Source organism: Escherichia sp. E.sYA108, assembly GCF_011754335.1.
In the GTDB taxonomy this organism is placed as follows: domain Bacteria; phylum Pseudomonadota; class Gammaproteobacteria; order Enterobacterales; family Enterobacteriaceae; genus Escherichia; species Escherichia coli.
In genome coordinates this window covers 3,394,488-3,413,062 of sequence record NZ_JAAQVZ010000001.1, presented here as the reverse complement: position 1 = coordinate 3,413,062, position 18,575 = coordinate 3,394,488, and the positions used below count along the sequence as shown (strand labels likewise).

The following is an 18,575-nucleotide window of genomic DNA, read 5'->3' as shown; positions in this document are numbered from 1 at the left end:
GTAATAACAATGTGACGCAGAGCACAAATTATATTTCGAATGAAAGCGAGGCTGAAATTGATGATGTGAATGATTTGGCCCGGCGACGACGACGCCGGGCTGAGGGGATTACAGCATGTGTTCGGTACGGGCGATGATATCGTCCTGTGCGTCTGGAGAGAGCGCGGTGAAGAAGGCGGAATAACCCGCTACGCGTACCACCAGATCGCGGTATTGATCCGGATGTTTCTTCGCCTCCAGCAATGTTTCGCGGGAAACGATGTTGTACTGAATATGCCAGCCTTTATGCACTTCAAAGAAGGTACGCAGCAGGATCATCAGTTTCTGCTTGTCAGATTCATTCTCCAGCGTTGCCGGATTCAGTTTCTGGTTGAGCAGCACGCCGCCGAGAATTGCTGCCGTAGGCAGTTTACCCACCGAGCCAATGACCGCAGTAGGGCCGAGATGGTCAGTACCGGAGGCCGGACTAGCGCCTTCTGCCAGCGGGGTATGTGCTTTACGTCCGTCCGGCGTTGCCATAGTCTGCGCGCCAAACGGTACGTTAGCGGAGATAGACGATGTGCCCGCATAATAGTTGCCGCCAATCGGACCACGACCGTAGCGCGGGTTATGGTACTGCTTCAGTTCGTCGATATAGGTCTGATAAGCGCGAGCCAGCAGCGTATCGACAGTATCATCGTCGTTGCCGTACTTCGGCGCACCGTTAATCAGCCGCTGACGCAGCTGCTCGTGAGTCAGGCCGTCGAAGTCATCCGCCAGTGCGGCAGCCAGCTGTTGCTGACCAATCGCGCCCTGTTCAAATACCAGTTTCTTCACTGCCGCCAGGCTGTTGCCGAGGTTAGCAATGCCGACCTGCAGGCCAGAAACCCAGTCATATTTCGCGCCGCCTTGCTTGATACTTTTCGCTCGCTCAATACAGTCATCGACCAGCGCCGAGCAGAGAATATCGTGTACGTTCTCTTCCAGCATGGTATCGACGACATATTCGATTTCGATTGATTTACGCGTGTAGTAACGGATTTGCGTATCCCATGCGTCCATTACTTCATCGAAGTTGTTGAAGTTACCCGCTGACAACGCTTTTTCTTGTGGCAGGAACACTTTGCCGCTGGTGGCATCACGACCGCCTTCCAGCGCCGCCAGCATCACGCGGGCGAAGTTGATAAAGCTCATGCCGGTACAGCGATAGCCCCATTTGCCACCGACGGCGGTTTCGATACAACCAATCGCTGCATAGTCGTAAGCGTCCTGCGGTTCAATACCGAGTTTAATAAATTCCGGGATGACGATTTCGTCGTTGTTGAACGCCGGCATCCCGAAGCCGCAGCGGATCACCTGAACACAGGCGTCGAGGAAATCGTTACTCATACCCGCATGGTAACGCACGCTGAGGTTAGGCTGAGTCGAACGCAGGCGACCGCAAGATTCGAGGATCGCATAAGAGAGTGGATTTACCGCGTCCATCGGTTGACCATCAACCAGATTTTGCCCGCCAATGGTGACGTTCTGATACAGCGGACTTCCCGCAGAGGCTTTTGAGTGTGAGCCGGAGCGGATTTTGTTCACTTCCAGCAATTTCAACCAGCAGCTATGCAGCATCTCGATGGCGTGTTCGCGATCCAGTGTCTGGTTCAGTTCAACGTCACGGCGATAGTATGGATAGAGATACTGGTCCATACGACCAAACGATACCGAGTGACCGTTAGATTCGATCTGCAAAATCAACTGGATGAAGTAACATAGTTGCAGCGCCTGCCAGAAAGTCTGCGGCGGCTGGTGGGCGATAAGATCGCAGTTTTCTGCTATCGTCAGCAGTTCATCGCGACGGCTTTCGCGGGTTTCGGTCGCGGCCATTTCACGCGCCAGGGCAGCGAAACGTTCAATGTGTTCACTGACTGCCACCAGCACGATATCAATCGCTTTCAGGAATTGCTCGCCGTGCAGATCTTCCAGAACCGTCAGATTGATGCGCGAGCGACGTTCCGCCACTTTCTCACGCAGACCATCAAGACCTTTTTCCAGCAGTAGCGGGAAATTGACCGCCAGGTGCGCATCGCCGGAGGTCATATTGCCCTCCGCTTTAATGATTCCGGTCGCCAGCAGACCTTTTTGCTCATCGGTAAACATGCCGTAGCAGCGATCCTGTACGGTCTGACCGCGCCACCACGGGCACACTTCATGCAGAACGCGTTTGTTCTCTTCGCTCACCGCAAAACCAGCACCGGGACGATCTGCCAGATCATCAATCTCTTTTTCGATCCACGAGACGGTATATTCCGGGAAGATCGGCGCGGCGCGAACTTCGCTTGCCTGGTTGCCAATGATCAACTCATCGTGCTTGATCCAGATGGTGCGATTCGCCAGGTGATGCGCCAGTGCCAGCGCGCGACGTACCGGGATTGGCTTATCGAGATGTTGTTGATACATCTCGGTATAGTGTTGTGCTCGTTCGGTACAGACCGGCGGTTTCACAATATGCACCAGCGCATTTTTGTGCGCTTTAATGCGGTCGCTGAGCGTATCCAGTTTTAGTGTTGTCATGATTGTTATCCTCGTAAGGTCGCGGTTAACCCTTTCTGGCAGGCATACTGCTGGGCAAAGTCGAGCAGTTCTGGCGCATCAAGCGGTTTTTCCGGGGCGTCATAGGGCAGATTAAGTAAGTGATATTTGTTGATGCCCAGTGTGTGGTAGGGCAGAAAATGAATTTCGCTAACGTGCAGCTCGTCGGCGGCAAAATCGGTAATGGCTTTCACAGAAGTTTCGTCGGCATTAAAGCCCTGAATCAGTGGCACGCGGATAATGATTTTTTTGCCGGCTGCGGCGAGTTTTTTCAGGTTATCCAGCACCCTGGCGGCGTTACCGTCGGTCCACTGTTTAAACGGCGCGTCGGCAACGTGTTTTAAATCGGCAAGAAACAGATCGATATAGGGCAGAGAAGGGGCGATATATTTCCACGGCACATGCAGACAGGTTTCTACCGCAGTATGAATGCCGGCCTCGTGGCTGGCTTGCAGCAGCGCCGTCGCCATTTCCGGCTGCATAAACGGTTCACCGCCAGAAAGCGTTAAGCCGCCGCCGCTGCGATCGTAAAACGGTTTATCGCGCAAAACGGTTGCCATGATCTCCTCAACGCTTTTCACTTCACCACACACGGTTAACGCCTGTGTCGGGCAGCAGTCGGTTAGCGCCGTAAAATGCTCCGGGGTTAACTTTTCCCGATGAATAAGCAAACCATTCAACGCGCGCTCAATCACTTCCGGTGCGGTCTTAGCGCACAGCTTACAGCCTTCCAGACAGAGTCGTGGGTCATACAGCAGATCCTGCGTGCGGGCGCGGCTTTCCGGGTTCTGACACCAGCGGCAGCCCAGCGAACAGCCTTTAAGAAATACGACCGTGCGGATACCGGGGCCATCATGGGTCGAGTAGCGTTGAATATTGAAAATCATAGTTGCCTCTCTGTTTCGTTCAAACATTAAAATACTTTCGAATGAAAGTTAGATTGATGTGCGTCAACTGTTCAGAGAGTTTTCCCGTGATAGTCTACATTCAGACAAAAAGTACATTTTGAGGATGGTTATGGAACTGTATCTGGATACTTCAGACGTTGTTGCGGTGACGGCGCTGTCACGTATTTTTCCGCTGGCGGGTGTGACCACTAACCCAAGCATTATCGCAGCGGGTAAAAAACCGCTGGAGGTTGTGCTTCCGCAACTTCACGAGGCGATGGGCGGTCAGGGGCGTCTGTTTGCCCAGGTAATGGCTACCACTGCTGAAGGGATGGTTAATGACGCACGTAAATTGCGTTCTATTATTGCGGATATCGTGGTGAAAGTTCCGGTGACCGCTGAGGGGCTGGCAGCTATTAAGATGTTAAAAGCGGAAGGGATTCCGACGCTGGGAACCGCGGTATATGGCGCAGCACAAGGGCTACTGTCGGCGCTGGCAGGTGCGGAATATGTTGCGCCTTACGTTAATCGTATTGATGCTCAGGGCGGTAGCGGTATTCAGACTGTGACCGACTTACACCAGTTATTGAAAATGCATGCGCCGCAGGCGAAAGTGTTAGCCGCGAGTTTCAAAACCCCGCGTCAGGCGCTGGACTGCTTACTGGCAGGATGTGAATCAATTACTCTGCCGCTGGATGTGGCACAACAGATGATTAGCTATCCGGCGGTTGATGCCGCTGTGGCGAAGTTTGAACAGGACTGGCTGGGAGCGTTTGGCAGAACGTCGATTTAACCGGACGTTCTGCATCCTCATAAATTGCTGATGACGTGGCGGAGTGCCGCGTCTCATCCGGCCTGGAGGTGGCAGTTACTGCCCGCACACCTCACACCCCGGATTACGCATCAGTTTCATTTCGCGAAACTGACAGGTCATCGCATCGTACATCACGATTTTTCCGCTGGCCGGTTTGCCATAACCTGCCAGCAGTTTGATCGCTTCCATTGCCTGCAACGAACCAATCACCCCGATCAACGGTGCCATCACGCCTGCTTCTACGCAGGTTAACGCGTTCTCGCCAAACAAACGGCTAAGGCAGTGATAGCACGGTTCGCCGTCCTGATAAGTGAAGACCGTGATTTGCCCTTCCATACGAATTGCCGCGCCGGAAACCAGCGGCACCTTCGCGGCAAAACAGCCTGCGTTCAGTTGATTACGTACTGCAACGTTATCCGTACAGTCGAGCACCAGATCGTGTTTTGCAATCATCGCAGCAAGTTCAGCGTCATCAAGCAGCGCATTGACTGGCGTAATCGCGATATGTGGGTTGATCCGCGTCAGGGCGTCACGGGCGGATTCCACCTTTGGTTGCCCGACCGTGGCATCACTGTGCAGCGTCTGGCGTTGCAGATTGGAGAGCGAAACCGTGTCGAAGTCGAGCAGCGTCAGGTTGCCGACACCGGCGCTTGCCAGATACTGCGAAGCTGCGCAGCCGAGGCCACCAAGCCCCACCACCAACACGCGAGAATCCTTCAGCGCCTCCTGACCGTCAAAATCAAAACCGCGCAGAATGATTTGCCGGTTGTAGCGCAGCATCTCCTGATCGCTGAGTTCCGCCATTACAGGCCTCCGAACAACGCGTTAAACGGTTCTACTTCCACCCATTCGCCCACTTCCACATTGCCGCGATCGCGTTCCAGCACGATAAAGCAGTTGCCGAGGCTAAAGGAGCTAAATATATGTGAACCCTGATGTCCGGTGGTCGTCACTTCCAGTTCGCCATCGGCGTTGCGTTGCAGCACGCCGCGCTGGAAATCAAGGCGTCCTGGCGTTTTTTTCAGGCGGGACGCTGTGCGTACACGCTGGCGCGCGGGCAGGCCACTGGCGGTATTGCCGCTTAGTTTTGCCAGCAAAGGCTGTACCAGTTGATAGAAGGTCAGCGTCGCTGAAACCGGGTTGCCCGGCAGGCCGCAGAACCAACTATTAGAAAGTTTACCGAATGCGAACGGTTTACCCGGTTTAATCGCCAGTTTCCAGAAGGCAATCTCCCCCAGCTCTTCAAGAATCGTTTTGGTGTAATCCGCTTCACCCACTGAAACACCGCCGGAACTGATCACCACATCCGCTTGGCTGTCGGCTTCAATAAATGCGGCGCGCAGGGCATGGGGATCGTCGCGGATAATCCCTAAGTTGATTACCTCGCATCCCAACTGTTCTAACATCAGGTGTACGGCGAGACGGTTGGTATCGTAGATTTGGCCGTCGCCCAGCGGCTGACCGGGCAACTGGAGTTCATCACCGGTAGAAAAAAGCGCTACACGCACTTTACGAATCACCGGAACTTCGGCAATCCCTAGCGAAGCAATCACTGGCAGTTCAGCGGTAGTCAGGCGAGTCCCCGCCGGGAAAACAACCGCACCTGCAGAGATATCTTCACCGCGACGGCGAATATTTTGCCCGCTACGCGCTTCAGCAGTAAAACGCACGCCATTGTCCGTTTGTTCAGTCTGCTCCTGCATCACCACCGCTTCGCAGCCTTCCGGCACCGGCGCACCGGTCATAATACGAATGCAGGTACCCGCAGGCCATTCACCATGGTACGGCTGACCGGCAAAGGATTTACCGGCAACGGGCAGCGGTTGCCCGGAGGCAATATCGGCTAAACGCACCGCGTAGCCGTCCATAGCGGAGTTATCAAACCCCGGGACATCCAGTGGCGAAACGACATCGCTCGCCAGAATACGGCCAAAACACTGAACCAGTGGCAGCGTTTCCTGGGCGGTCAGTGGGGTAACGCGAGAAAGCATCTCATTAAGCGCGGTGTCGAGCGACATCAATCCGGTGGTAAATTCCATGAAAACACTCCTGCGGAGGCAAAATCGAATTTGCCTATTATGTCAGAAAAACGCCACAGACTGTATGCCACCTCGGGCGTAGCGCTGGCTCCTGCCTTTACATGCCATATCCATCTTTCTATATTCAAAAATTGAATGAGTCATTCATAAAAATTCTGATATTTATAGCAAAAGTGGCGAGCCACCCTTAATGGACGAATACTATGGGCAAAGCAGTCATTGCAATTCATGGTGGCGCAGGTGCAATTAGCCGCGCGCAGATGAGTCTGCAACAGGAATTACGCTACATCGAGGCGTTGTCTGCCATTGTTGAAACCGGGCAGAAAATGCTGGTAGCGGGCGAAAGTGCGCTGGATGTGGTGACGGAAGCGGTGCGTCTGCTGGAAGAGTGTCCACTGTTTAACGCCGGAATTGGCGCTGTCTTTACGCGTGATGAAACCCATGAACTGGACGCCTGTGTGATGGATGGTAACACCCTGAAAGCCGGTGCGGTGGCGGGCGTTAGTCATCTGCGTAATCCGGTTCTTGCCGCCCGACTGGTGATGGAGCAAAGCCCGCATGTGATGATGATTGGCGAAGGGGCAGAAAATTTTGCGTTTGCTCATGGCATGGAGTGCGTCTCGCCGGAGATTTTCTCCACACCTTTGCGTTATGAACAACTAATGGCAGCGCGCGAGGAAGGGGCAACAGTCCTCGACCATAGCGGTGCGCCACTGGATGAAAAACAAAAAATGGGCACCGTAGGGGCCGTGGCGTTGGATTTAGACGGCAATCTGGCGGCAGCCACGTCCACGGGCGGAATGACCAATAAATTACCCGGACGAGTTGGCGATAGTCCCTTAGTGGGGGCCGGATGCTATGCCAATAACGCCAGTGTGGCGGTTTCCTGTACCGGTACGGGCGAAGTCTTCATCCGCGCGCTGGCGGCATATGATATCGCCGCGTTAATGGATTACGGCGGATTAAGTCTCGCGGAAGCCTGCGAGCGGGTAGTAATGGAAAAACTCCCTGCGCTTGGCGGTAGCGGTGGCTTAATCGCTATCGACCATGAAGGGAATGTCGCGCTACCGTTTAACACCGAAGGAATGTATCGCGCCTGGGGCTACGCAGGCGATACGCCAACCACCGGTATCTACCGTGAAAAAGGGGACACCGTTGCCACACAGTGATGAACTTGATGCCGGTGATGTGCTGGCGGTTGAAAATCTGAATATTGCCTTTATGCAGGAGCAGCAGAAAATAGCTGCGGTCCGCAATCTCTCTTTTAGCCTGCAACGCGGTGAGACGCTGGCAATTGTTGGCGAATCCGGCTCCGGTAAGTCAGTGACTGCGCTGGCATTGATGCGCCTGTTGGAACAGGCGGGCGGTTTAGTGCAGTGCGATAAAATGCTGTTGCAGCGGCGCAGTCGCGAAGTAATTGAACTTAGTGAGCAGAGTGCTGCACAAATGCGCCATGTGCGCGGGGCGGATATGGCGATGATATTTCAGGAGCCGATGACATCGCTGAACCCGGTATTTGCTGTGGGTGAACAGATTGCCGAATCTATTCGTCTGCATCAGAACGCCAGTCGTGAAGAAGCGATGGTCGAGGCGAAGCGGATGCTGGATCAGGTACGCATTCCGGAGGCACAAACCATTCTTTCACGTTATCCGCATCAACTCTCTGGCGGGATGCGCCAGCGAGTGATGATTGCGATGGCGCTGTCATGCCGCCCGGCGGTGCTGATTGCCGATGAGCCAACCACCGCGCTGGATGTCACTATTCAGGCGCAGATCCTGCAATTAATCAAAGTATTGCAAAAAGAGATGTCGATGGGCGTTATCTTTATCACTCACGATATGGGCGTGGTGGCAGAGATTGCCGATCGGGTACTGGTGATGTATCAGGGCGAGGCGGTGGAAACGGGTAGCGTCGAACAGATTTTTCATGCACCGCAACATCCTTATACCCGTGCGCTGTTAGCTGCTGTTCCGCAACTTGGTGCGATGAAAGGGTTAGATTATCCCCGACGTTTCCCATTGATATCGCTTGAACATCCAGCGAAACAGGAGCCACCCATCGAGCAGAAAACGGTGGTGGATGGCGAACCTGTTTTACGGGTGCGTAATCTGGTCACCCGTTTCCCTTTGCGCAGCGGTTTGTTGAATCGCGTAACGCGGGAAGTGCATGCCGTTGAGAAAGTCAGTTTTGATCTCTGGCCTGGCGAAACGCTATCGCTGGTGGGCGAGTCTGGCAGCGGTAAATCCACCACCGGGCGGGCGTTGCTGCGCCTGGTCGAATCGCAGGGCGGCGAAATTATCTTTAACGGTCAGCGAATCGATACCTTGTCACCCTGTAAACTTCAGGCATTGCGCCGCGATATTCAGTTTATTTTTCAGGACCCTTACGCTTCGCTGGACCCACGTCAGACCATCGGTGATTCGATTATCGAACCGCTGCGCGTACACGGTTTATTGCCAGGTAAAGAAGCGGCTGCACGCGTTGCGTGGTTGTTGGAGCGCGTGGGCCTGTTACCGGAACATGCCTGGCGTTACCCACATGAGTTTTCCGGCGGTCAGCGCCAGCGCATCTGCATTGCTCGCGCGTTGGCATTGAATCCAAAAGTGATCATTGCCGACGAAGCCGTCTCGGCGCTGGATGTTTCTATTCGCGGGCAGATTATCAACTTGTTGCTCGATCTCCAGCGTGATTTCGGCATTGCGTATCTGTTTATCTCCCACGATATGGCCGTGGTTGAGCGGATTAGTCATCGTGTGGCGGTGATGTATCTCGGGCAAATTGTTGAAATTGGTCCACGGCGCGCGGTCTTTGAAAATCCGCAGCATCCTTATACGCGTAAATTACTGGCGGCAGTTCCGGTCGCTGAACCGTCCCGACAACGACCGCAGCGTGTACTGCTGTCGGACGATCTTCCCAGCAATATTCATCTGCGTGGCGAAGAGGTTGCAGCCGTCTCGTTGCAATGCGTCGGGCCGGGGCATTACGTCGCACAACCACAATCAGAATACGCATTCATGCGTAGATAACATTCAGGCGGAGAATAAAATGGCAAGAGCTGTACACCGGAGTGGGTTAGTGGCGCTGGGCATTGCGACAGCGTTGATGGCATCTTGTGCATTCGCTGCCAAAGAGGTGGTGGTGGCGGTGGGATCGAACTTCACCACGCTCGATCCGTATGACGCAAATGACACGTTATCTCAGGCCGTAGCGAAATCGTTTTACCAGGGGCTGTTCGGTCTGGATAAAGAGATGAAACTGAAAAACGTGCTGGCGGAGAGTTATACCGTTTCCGATGACGGCCTTACTTACACCGTGAAACTGCGGGAAGGAATTAAATTCCAGGATGGAACCGACTTCAACGCAGCGGCGGTAAAAGCGAATCTGGACCGGGCCAGCGATCCGGCGAATCATCTTAAACGCTATAACCTGTATAAGAATATTGCCAAAACGGAAGCGATCGATCCGACAACGGTAAAGATTACCCTCAAACAGCCATTCTCAGCGTTTATTAATATTCTTGCCCATCCGGCGACCGCGATGATTTCACCGGCAGCGCTGGAAAAATATGGCAAGGAGATTGGTTTTCATCCGGTGGGAACCGGGCCGTATGAACTGGATACCTGGAATCAGACCGATTTTGTGAAGGTGAAAAAATTCGCGGGTTACTGGCAGCCAGGATTGCCCAAACTGGACAGCATAACCTGGCGTCCGGTGGCGGATAACAACACCCGCGCGGCAATGCTGCAAACCGGTGAAGCGCAGTTTGCTTTCCCCATTCCCTACGAGCAGGCCGCACTGCTGGAGAAAAACAAAAATATCGAGTTGATGGCCAGTCCGTCAATTATGCAGCGTTATATCAGTATGAACGTGACGCAAAAGCCGTTCGATAACCCGAAGGTCCGTGAGGCGCTGAATTACGCCATTAACCGCCCGGCGCTGGTGAAAGTGGCCTTCGCGGGCTATGCAACGCCAGCTACTGGTGTGGTACCGCCGAGTATCGCCTACGCGCAAAGTTATAAACCGTGGCCTTACGATCCAGTGAAAGCGCGCGAATTACTGAAAGAGGCGGGATATCCCAACGGTTTCAGTACCACGCTGTGGTCGTCACATAACCACAGCACCGCGCAGAAAGTGCTGCAATTTACCCAGCAGCAGTTAGCGCAGGTTGGGATTAAAGCCCAGGTGACTGCGATGGATGCCGGACAGCGGGCGGCAGAAGTTGAAGGTAAAGGGCAAAAAGAGAGCGGCGTGCGGATGTTCTACACTGGCTGGTCGGCTTCAACCGGCGAAGCCGACTGGGCTCTATCGCCGCTGTTTGCCTCGCAGAACTGGCCACCAACGCTGTTTAATACCGCGTTTTACAGCAATAAACAGGTGGATGACTTCCTGGCTCAGGCACTGAAAACTAATGATCCGGCGGAAAAGACCCGCTTGTATAAGGCGGCGCAGGATATCATCTGGCAAGAGTCGCCGTGGATCCCGCTGGTGGTAGAAAAACTGGTGTCGGCACACAGTAAAAACCTGACCGGTTTTTGGATCATGCCAGACACCGGCTTCAGCTTTGAAGACGCGGATTTGCAATAAGCAACGCAGGGAGTGGAATGCTTAATTACGTTATCAAACGCTTACTGGGGTTGATTCCGACGCTGTTTATCGTCTCGGTGCTGGTGTTTTTATTTGTCCACATGCTGCCCGGCGATCCGGCGCGATTAATTGCCGGGCCCGAAGCTGATGCGCAGGTTATAGAACTGGTGCGTCAGCAGCTGGGGTTGGATCAGCCGCTATATCACCAGTTCTGGCACTATATCAGCAATGCTGTGCAGGGGGATTTTGGCCTGTCGATGGTGTCGCGTCGTCCGGTTGCCGATGAGATTGCCAGCCGCTTTATGCCAACGCTGTGGCTGACCATAACCAGTATGGTCTGGGCGGTGATATTTGGTATGGCGGCGGGAATTATCGCCGCCGTCTGGCGTAACCGTTGGCCGGATCGATTGAGTATGACTATTGCGGTGTCGGGGATTTCGTTTCCGGCATTTGCTCTGGGGATGCTTTTAATTCAGGTATTCTCTGTTGAACTGGGCTGGCTGCCTACCGTGGGAGCAGACAGTTGGCAGCACTACATTTTACCCTCCCTGACGCTCGGCGCGGCAGTGGCCGCCGTGATGGCGCGCTTTACCCGCGCGTCGTTTGTCGACGTTTTAAGCGAAGATTATATGCGTACCGCGAGGGCGAAAGGGGTGAGCGAAACCTGGGTTGTCCTCAAACACGGGCTACGCAACGCGATGATCCCGGTAGTGACCATGATGGGCTTACAGTTTGGCTTCTTGCTCGGTGGTTCCATCGTGGTGGAGAAAGTTTTCAACTGGCCCGGACTTGGACGCTTACTCGTTGACTCCGTAGAAATGCGCGATTACCCAGTGATTCAGGCGGAAATTCTGCTTTTCTCGCTGGAATTTATTCTTATCAACTTAGTGGTGGATGTGCTTTACGCCGCCATTAACCCGGCTATCAGGTACAAGTAAGGATGCGACTATTTAACTGGCGACGTCAGGCGGCGTTAAACGCCATGCCACTGGTCAAACCTGACCAGGTACGTACACCGTGGCATGAATTCTGGCGACGATTTCGCCGTCAGCATATGGCGATGACCGCCGCATTGTTCGTTATTTTATTGATTGTGGTGGCCATTTTTGCACGCTGGATCGCTCCCTATGACGCCGAAAATTATTTTGATTATGACAATCTGAATAACGGACCTTCTTTGCAGCACTGGTTTGGTGTCGATTCACTGGGGCGCGACATTTTCAGCCGTGTCCTGGTTGGTGCGCAAATATCGCTGGCGGCGGGCGTGTTTGCCGTGTTTATCGGTGCGGCGATCGGGACGTTGCTGGGCTTGCTGGCTGGATATTATGAAGGCTGGTGGGATCGGCTGATCATGCGCATTTGCGATGTGTTGTTTGCCTTCCCGGGTATTTTACTGGCGATCGCTGTTGTTGCGGTGTTGGGAAGCGGCATTGCTAACGTGATTATCGCAGTCGCCATTTTTTCCATCCCCGCGTTTGCCCGGCTGGTGCGCGGCAACACGCTGGTGTTGAAACAGCAAACCTTTATCGAGTCAGCACGCAGTATTGGTGCCAGCGATATGACCATTTTGTTGCGTCATATCTTGCCTGGGACCGTCTCTTCTATCGTGGTGTTTTTCACCATGCGCATTGGCACCTCGATTATCTCTGCCGCCAGCCTGTCATTTCTCGGCCTCGGTGCGCAGCCGCCGACACCAGAGTGGGGGGCAATGCTCAATGAGGCACGAGCGGATATGGTTATCGCGCCGCATGTCGCTGTTTTTCCGGCCCTGGCTATTTTTCTGACCGTACTGGCGTTCAATTTGTTGGGCGATGGTTTACGCGATGCGCTGGATCCGAAAATTAAAGGATAGTTACGTTTGAATATTGCTTGAAAGGGTAATCACCTCACAGGAAATTATTGCCCTAAGCAAGTGTTGTAACTTTCTGCTGATTTTGTAGAATCGGGTAATTTGGTTAAAAAGCCGCAGCAAGGGACTATTTTGCAGCGGCACAGCGTTCAGATAGTTATTTTGTTAAATGTATTAACATGCTGAGTTTATACGAAAAGATAAAGATAAGGCTGATAATTTTATTTTTATTGGCAGCACTGTCATTTATTGGTCTTTTTTTCATCATTAACTATCAACTGGTATCGGAACGCGCGGTAAAACGTGCCGATAGCCGCTTTGAACTTATTCAGAAAAACGTTGGCTATTTCTTTAAAGATATTGAACGTTCGGCCCTGACATTAAAGGACTCACTGTATTTATTAAAAAATACAGAGGAGATTCAACGCGCCGTAATTCTGAAAATGGAAATGATGCCATTTTTAGACTCGGTGGGACTGGTACTTGATGATAATAAATATTATCTCTTTTCGCGGAGGGCGAATAATAAAATCGTTGTTTATCATCAGGAACAAGTAAATGGACCGCTTGTCGACGAGTCAGGGCGGGTTATTTTTGCCGATTTTAACCCATCGAAACGACCGTGGTCGATGGCTTCAGATGACTCTAACAACAGCTGGAACCCCGCATACAATTGCTTTGATCGTCCGGGTAAAAAATGTATCTCTTTTACGCTACACATCAACGGCAAAGATCATGATTTGTTAGCGGTAGATAAAATTCATGTCGATTTAAACTGGCGATATCTGAACGAGTATCTTGATCACATCAGCGCTAATGATGAAGTTCTATTTTTAAAGCAAGGTCATGAGATCATTGCTAAGAATCAACTCGCTCGTGAAAAATTGATTATTTATAATAGCGAAGGTAATTATAATATTATTGATTCTGTCGATACGGAATATATTGAAAAAACATCAGCGGTGCCAAACAACGCATTATTCGAAATCTATTTTTATTATCCTGGTGGTAATTTATTGAACGCATCAGATAAACTTTTTTATCTGCCGTTTGCTTTCATTATTATCGTATTGCTGGTGGTTTATTTAATGACCACTCGAGTGTTCCGTCGGCAATTTTCTGAAATGACAGATTTGGTCAATACGCTGGCGTTTTTGCCCGACTCTACGGATCAAATCGAGGCTCTGAAGATTCGTGAAGGCGATGCGAAAGAGATTATCAGCATCAAAAATTCGATCGCGGAAATGAAAGATGCTGAAATTGAACGGGCAAATAAATTGCTCTCGCTGATCTCTTACGATCAGGAAAGCGGTTTTATTAAAAATATGGCGATTATTGAGTCCAACAATAATCAGTATCTGGCTGTGGGGATCATCAAACTGTGTGGTCTGGAAGCTGTGGAAGCGGTGTTTGGTGTTGATGAACGCAATAAAATCGTCAGGAAATTGTGTCAGCGAATTGCCGAGAAATATGCGCAATGCTGCGATATCGTGACATTTAATGCCGATCTCTATTTACTCCTGTGCCGGGAAAATGTACAGACGTTTACCCGTAAGATAGCGACGGTAAACGATTTTGACAGCAGTTTTGGCTACCGCAATCTGCGCATCCATAAGTCTGCTATTTGTGAACCTTTGCAGGGGGAAAACGCCAGGAGTTACGCAGAAAAGCTGAAACTGGCGATTTCCAGTATCCGCAACCATATGTTCTCAGAGTTTATTTTCTGTGATGATGCGAAACTCAACGAAATAGAAGAGAATATCTGGATTGCGCGTAATATTCGCCATGCAATGGAAATTGGCGAACTATTCCTGGTCTATCAACCGATTGTTGATATTAACACCCGCACCATTTTGGGCGCGGAGGCGTTGTGCCGTTGGGTGTCTGCGGAGCGGGGGATTATTTCACCGCTGAAGTTCATTACCATTGCTGAAGATATCGGGTTTATCAATGAGCTGGGCTATCAAATTATTAAAACCGCGATGGGTGAATTCAGACATTTTAGTCAGCGTGCGTCGCTGAAGGATGATTTCTTACTGCATATTAATGTTTCGCCCTGGCAGTTAAACGAACCACACTTTCATGAGCGTTTTACTACCATCATGAAAGAAAATGGCCTGAAGGCGAACAGCCTTTGTGTTGAGATCACCGAAACCGTGATCGAGCGAATTAATGAACATTTCTATCTCAATATTGAACAACTGCGTAAACAAGGGGTACGGGTATCGATTGATGACTTTGGCACCGGTTTGTCAAACCTGAAACGTTTTTATGAAATTAATCCAGACAGTATAAAGGTGGATTCGCAATTTACCGGCGATATTTTCGGTACTGCAGGAAAAATTGTGCGCATTATTTTCGATCTGGCACGCTATAACCGGATCCCGGTGATTGCGGAAGGCGTAGAGAGCGAAGACGTTGCGCGTGAATTAATCAAATTAGGATGTGTTCAGGCTCAGGGGTATCTGTACCAGAAACCCATGCCATTCTCCGCCTGGGATAAAAGTGGAAAATTAGTAAAAGAGTAGTTTACGTATGTCCAGAATCAATAAATTCGTACTTACAGTCAGTCTGCTGATTTTTATCATGATTTCAGCAGTTGCCTGCGGGATCTACACTCAAATGGTAAAGGAACGGGTGTATGGCCTGAAACAGTCCGTTATTGATACTGCTTTTGCGGTGGCAAATATTGCTGAATATCGGCGTAGTGTGGCAATTGATCTCATCAACACGCTAAATCCTACGGAGGAACAGCTGTTGGTTGGCTTACGCACAGCTTACGCCGACTCGGTTTCACCCTCTTATTTGTACGATGTCGGTCCTTATCTGATTTCCAGTGATGAATGTATTCAGGTAAAGGAGTTCGAGAAAAATTATTGTGCAGATATTATGCAGGTTGTTAAGTATCGACATGTCAAAAATACAGGGTTTATCTCTTTTGATGGTAAAACTTTCGTCTATTACCTCTATCCGGTAACTCACAATCGTAGTCTGATATTTTTGCTTGGTCTGGAACGTTTTTCTTTACTGTCAAAATCGCTGGCGATGGATAGCGAGAACCTGATGTTCTCCCTGTTCAAGAACGGTAAATCGGTGACCGGTGATGAATATAACGCTAAAAACGCCATCTTCACCGTTTCGGAAGCAATGGAGCACTTCTCCTATTTGCCGACCGGGTTGTACGTATTTGCTTATAAAAAAGACGTTTATTTTCAGGTATGTACATTGATTATTTTCTTTGCCGCATTGGTGGCAGTGATATCGGGTGCCAGTTGCCTCTATCTGGTACGCAGAGTGATTAATCGTGGTATTGTGGAGAAAGAAGCCATTATTAATAACCATTTTGAACGCGTACTGGATGGCGGGCTTTTCTTTTCGGCTGCCGATGTCAAAAAACTCTACAGTATGTATAACTCGGCATTCCTGGACGATCTGACCAAAGCGATGGGCAGAAAATCCTTTGACGAAGATTTAAAAGCGCTGCCGGAAAAAGGCGGTTATTTGTGCCTGTTTGACGTCGATAAATTCAAAAACATTAACGACACCTTCGGTCATTTGCTGGGCGATGAAGTGTTGATGAAAGTGGTGAAAATCCTTAAATCACAGATCCCGGTAGATAAAGGTAAAGTCTACCGCTTCGGAGGTGACGAATTTGCGGTGATTTATACTGGCGGCACGCTGGAAGAGTTGCTATCGATTCTAAAAGAAATCGTTCATTTCCAGGTGGGAAGCATTAATTTAAGCACCAGTATCGGTGTAGCGCATTCAAATGAATGTACTACCGTTGAACGTTTGAAAATGCTGGCGGATGAGCGGCTGTATAAGAGTAAGAAAAACGGCAGGGCGCAGATTAGCTGGCAGTAATCATTATTCGCAGGCCGGACAAATGATTTTGCCCGGCCTGAATTAATTAAACCCGGCTACCCCACAAATCGTACTCATCGGCGTGCTCGACTTTCACTCGCAGGATATCACCCGGCTTAACGTTGGTTTCACCATTGAGATAAACCGCGCCGTCGATTTCCGGTGCATCTGCCATGCTGCGACCAATCGCGCCTTCTTCGTCCACTTCGTCGATAATCACCAGAATTTCACGGCCCACTTTCTCTTGCAGGCGCTCGGCGGAAATTTGCTGCTGCAACTGCATGAAACGGTTCCAGCGTTCTTCTTTCACTTCTTCCGGAACCTGGTCAGGCAGGGCATTGGCGTCTGCACCTTCAACCGGGCTGTATTTAAAGCAGCCAACGCGATCCAGACGTGCTTCTTTCAGGAAGTCGAGTAGCATCTGGAAATCTTCTTCCGTCTCGCCAGGGAAGCCAACAATAAAGGTTGAGCGTAGGGTCAGTTCCGGGCAGATTTTGCGCCACTGTTTGATGCGCGCCAGTTGGCGATCTACAGAACCCGGACGTTTCATCAGTTTGAGAATGCGCGGGCTGGCGTGCTGCAACGGAATGTCCAGATACGGCAGGATTTTGCCCTCTGCCATCAGTGGGATGACGTCGTCCACATGCGGATAAGGGTAAACGTAGTGCAGACGTGTCCAGATCCCCAGTTTCGATAACTGTTCGCACAGGCTGACCATGCTGGTTTTTACCGGCTCGCCGTTGTGGAAGCCAGTACGATGTTTAACATCGACGCCATACGCGGAAGTATCCTGCGAGATCACCAGAATTTCTTTAACGCCCGCATCAACCAGACGTTTCGCTTCACTTAACACTTCGCCAATCGGACGGCTCACCAGATCGCCGCGCATAGACGGAATAATGCAGAAGGTGCAGCGGTGATTACAGCCTTCAGAAATTTTCAGATAGGCATAATGACGCGGCGTCAGTTTCACACCTTGTTCTGGCACCAGGCTCAGGAATGGGTTGTGTTTCGGTTTTGGCACGTAGTGATGAACGTGCTCCAGAACCTGCTCATAGCTATGAGGCCCGGTGATTTCCAGCACTTTCGGGTGGACTTCGCGGATCTGATCTTCTTTTGCCCCCAGACAACCGGTCACAATTACCTTGCCGTTTTCATTCAACGCTTCACCAATGGCTTCCAGTGATTCTTGTACCGCGCTGTCAATAAAGCCGCAGGTGTTGACGATCACCATGTCCGCATCATCATAGCTCGGTACCACGTCATAACCTTCAGTGCGTAGTTCGGTGAGAATACGCTCTGAATCGACAAGGTTTTTCGGACAGCCAAGGGAAACAAAGCCGATTTTCGGCTGGGGAGTTACTTTGCTCATAGCTTAAAAAATATTCAGTTACAGGAAAGGTCAGGGCAGGGATTCTACAGAGTTCTGGATAAAATTTGTATCGCAATCTCATTCGCTGGCGGAGTTGAAGGAAATGTAAATTTTGTTAATTCGGCGTGAAGAATTGCTCCTGGACAGCATTTTGCTCAAAAAACAGCCATACTATTTAGTTGCAACAAGGCTGGAAAGAGGAGGATCGAAGTATGTTCGTTGACAGACAGCGAATCGATATGCTGAACCGGTTGATCGACGCACGCGTTGACCTCGCCGCATACGTGCAACTGAGGAAGGCAAAAGGATACATGTCCGTCAGCGAAAGCAATCATCTACGAGATAACTTTTTTAAACTGAATCGCGAACTGCACGATAAATCGCTGCGGTTGAATCTTCATCTGGATCAGGAAGAATGGAGTGCTCTTCATCATGCTGAAGAAGCATTAGCGACAGCCGCAGTATGTTTGATGAGTGGGCACCATGATTGCCCGACTGTTATTACCGTCAACGCCGATAAGCTTGAAAATTGTCTGATGAGCTTAACGCTGAGTATCCAGAGCCTGCAGAAGCACGCCATGCTTGAGAAGGCCTGAAAACTAAGGG

Annotated in this window: 14 protein-coding genes; 9 read left to right on the top strand and 5 right to left on the bottom strand. The window is 50.9% G+C overall.

Annotated elements, in window-relative coordinates:
* Positions 1 to 108 precede the first annotated feature (108 nt).
* Together HBM92_RS16410 and HBM92_RS16405 are read right to left on the bottom strand one after the other, a co-directional pair.
* Positions 109 to 2,541, bottom strand: a complete 2,433-nt coding sequence (locus HBM92_RS16410; RefSeq protein WP_000209353.1) for a glycyl radical protein — start codon at positions 2,539 to 2,541, stop codon at positions 109 to 111.
* Between the two features lie 5 nt (positions 2,542 to 2,546).
* Positions 2,547 to 3,446: a glycyl-radical enzyme activating protein gene (locus HBM92_RS16405; protein ID WP_001298571.1), complete on the bottom strand. Its 900-nt coding sequence runs from the start codon at positions 3,444 to 3,446 to the stop codon at positions 2,547 to 2,549.
* Positions 3,447 to 3,576: 130 nt separating this feature from the next.
* Here HBM92_RS16405 and fsa point away from each other — a divergent pair, with 130 nt between their 5' ends.
* Entirely contained in the window at positions 3,577 to 4,239 is a 663-nt protein-coding gene (gene fsa, locus HBM92_RS16400) for a fructose-6-phosphate aldolase (RefSeq protein ID WP_001298570.1), read from the top strand.
* Positions 4,240 to 4,314: 75 nt separating this feature from the next.
* Here the strand turns inward: fsa and moeB are convergent, their stop codons facing one another.
* Together moeB and moeA are read right to left on the bottom strand one after the other, a co-directional pair.
* Positions 4,315 to 5,064: a molybdopterin-synthase adenylyltransferase MoeB gene (moeB, locus tag HBM92_RS16395; protein ID WP_000829253.1), complete on the bottom strand. Its 750-nt coding sequence runs from the start codon at positions 5,062 to 5,064 to the stop codon at positions 4,315 to 4,317.
* The gene (gene moeA / locus HBM92_RS16390) at positions 5,064 to 6,299 is read right to left on the bottom strand and encodes a molybdopterin molybdotransferase MoeA (RefSeq protein ID WP_000397351.1); all 1,236 of its coding nucleotides are present in this window, start codon (positions 6,297 to 6,299) and stop codon (positions 5,064 to 5,066) included. The genes moeB and moeA overlap by 1 nt, the downstream gene beginning before the upstream one ends.
* 203 nt (positions 6,300 to 6,502) lie before the next feature.
* On the opposite strand from moeA, the gene iaaA reads away from it, so the two are divergent.
* From iaaA to HBM92_RS16355, 7 genes are all read left to right on the top strand, one after another.
* Positions 6,503 to 7,468 carry a beta-aspartyl-peptidase gene (gene iaaA / locus HBM92_RS16385; RefSeq protein ID WP_000513800.1) on the top strand — a complete coding sequence of 322 codons (966 nt, stop codon included), beginning with the start codon at positions 6,503 to 6,505 and terminating at the stop codon, positions 7,466 to 7,468.
* Positions 7,455 to 9,326, top strand: a complete 1,872-nt coding sequence (gene gsiA / locus HBM92_RS16380) for a glutathione ABC transporter ATP-binding protein GsiA (protein ID WP_001304780.1) — start codon at positions 7,455 to 7,457, stop codon at positions 9,324 to 9,326. Before iaaA ends, gsiA begins: the two co-directional genes overlap by 14 nt.
* 19 nt (positions 9,327 to 9,345) lie before the next feature.
* Positions 9,346 to 10,884 carry a glutathione ABC transporter substrate-binding protein GsiB gene (gene gsiB, locus HBM92_RS16375; protein ID WP_000090180.1) on the top strand — a complete coding sequence of 513 codons (1,539 nt, stop codon included), beginning with the start codon at positions 9,346 to 9,348 and terminating at the stop codon, positions 10,882 to 10,884.
* 17 nt (positions 10,885 to 10,901) lie between these two features.
* Positions 10,902 to 11,822, top strand: a complete 921-nt coding sequence (gsiC, locus tag HBM92_RS16370) for a glutathione ABC transporter permease GsiC (protein ID WP_000936043.1) — start codon at positions 10,902 to 10,904, stop codon at positions 11,820 to 11,822.
* Between the two features lie 2 nt (positions 11,823 to 11,824).
* Positions 11,825 to 12,736, top strand: a complete 912-nt coding sequence (gene gsiD, locus HBM92_RS16365; protein ID WP_001236019.1) for a glutathione ABC transporter permease GsiD — start codon at positions 11,825 to 11,827, stop codon at positions 12,734 to 12,736.
* Positions 12,737 to 12,912: 176 nt separating this feature from the next.
* Positions 12,913 to 15,261: an EAL domain-containing protein gene (locus HBM92_RS16360; RefSeq protein WP_000950336.1), complete on the top strand. Its 2,349-nt coding sequence runs from the start codon at positions 12,913 to 12,915 to the stop codon at positions 15,259 to 15,261.
* Positions 15,262 to 15,268: 7 nt separating this feature from the next.
* Positions 15,269 to 16,597, top strand: coding sequence for a GGDEF domain-containing protein (locus HBM92_RS16355; protein ID WP_000086884.1), 1,329 nt, complete (start codon positions 15,269 to 15,271; stop codon positions 16,595 to 16,597).
* A 46-nt stretch (positions 16,598 to 16,643) separates the two neighbouring features.
* Here HBM92_RS16355 and rimO read toward each other — a convergent pair whose 3' ends face one another.
* Entirely contained in the window at positions 16,644 to 17,969 is a 1,326-nt protein-coding gene (rimO, locus tag HBM92_RS16350) for a 30S ribosomal protein S12 methylthiotransferase RimO (RefSeq protein WP_000049378.1), read from the bottom strand.
* Between the two features lie 212 nt (positions 17,970 to 18,181).
* Here rimO and bssR point away from each other — a divergent pair, with 212 nt between their 5' ends.
* A complete protein-coding gene (gene bssR / locus HBM92_RS16345) occupies positions 18,182 to 18,565 on the top strand; it encodes a biofilm formation regulator BssR (protein ID WP_000497141.1) in 384 nt (127 codons plus the stop codon).
* Positions 18,566 to 18,575: the final 10 nt, after the last annotated feature.

Coding starts and splice junctions, on each gene's coding strand:
- HBM92_RS16410 (WP_000209353.1), bottom strand. CDS start 2,541: ATGACAACACTAAAACTGGATACGCTCAGCGACCGCATTAAAGCGCAC.
- HBM92_RS16405 (WP_001298571.1), bottom strand. CDS start 3,446: ATGATTTTCAATATTCAACGCTACTCGACCCATGATGGCCCCGGTATC.
- fsa (WP_001298570.1), top strand. CDS start 3,577: ATGGAACTGTATCTGGATACTTCAGACGTTGTTGCGGTGACGGCGCTG.
- moeB (WP_000829253.1), bottom strand. CDS start 5,064: ATGGCGGAACTCAGCGATCAGGAGATGCTGCGCTACAACCGGCAAATC.
- moeA (WP_000397351.1), bottom strand. CDS start 6,299: ATGGAATTTACCACCGGATTGATGTCGCTCGACACCGCGCTTAATGAG.
- iaaA (WP_000513800.1), top strand. CDS start 6,503: ATGGGCAAAGCAGTCATTGCAATTCATGGTGGCGCAGGTGCAATTAGC.
- gsiB (WP_000090180.1), top strand. CDS start 9,346: ATGGCAAGAGCTGTACACCGGAGTGGGTTAGTGGCGCTGGGCATTGCG.
- gsiC (WP_000936043.1), top strand. CDS start 10,902: ATGCTTAATTACGTTATCAAACGCTTACTGGGGTTGATTCCGACGCTG.
- gsiD (WP_001236019.1), top strand. CDS start 11,825: ATGCGACTATTTAACTGGCGACGTCAGGCGGCGTTAAACGCCATGCCA.
- HBM92_RS16360 (WP_000950336.1), top strand. CDS start 12,913: ATGCTGAGTTTATACGAAAAGATAAAGATAAGGCTGATAATTTTATTT.
- HBM92_RS16355 (WP_000086884.1), top strand. CDS start 15,269: ATGTCCAGAATCAATAAATTCGTACTTACAGTCAGTCTGCTGATTTTT.
- rimO (WP_000049378.1), bottom strand. CDS start 17,969: ATGAGCAAAGTAACTCCCCAGCCGAAAATCGGCTTTGTTTCCCTTGGC.
- bssR (WP_000497141.1), top strand. CDS start 18,182: ATGTTCGTTGACAGACAGCGAATCGATATGCTGAACCGGTTGATCGAC.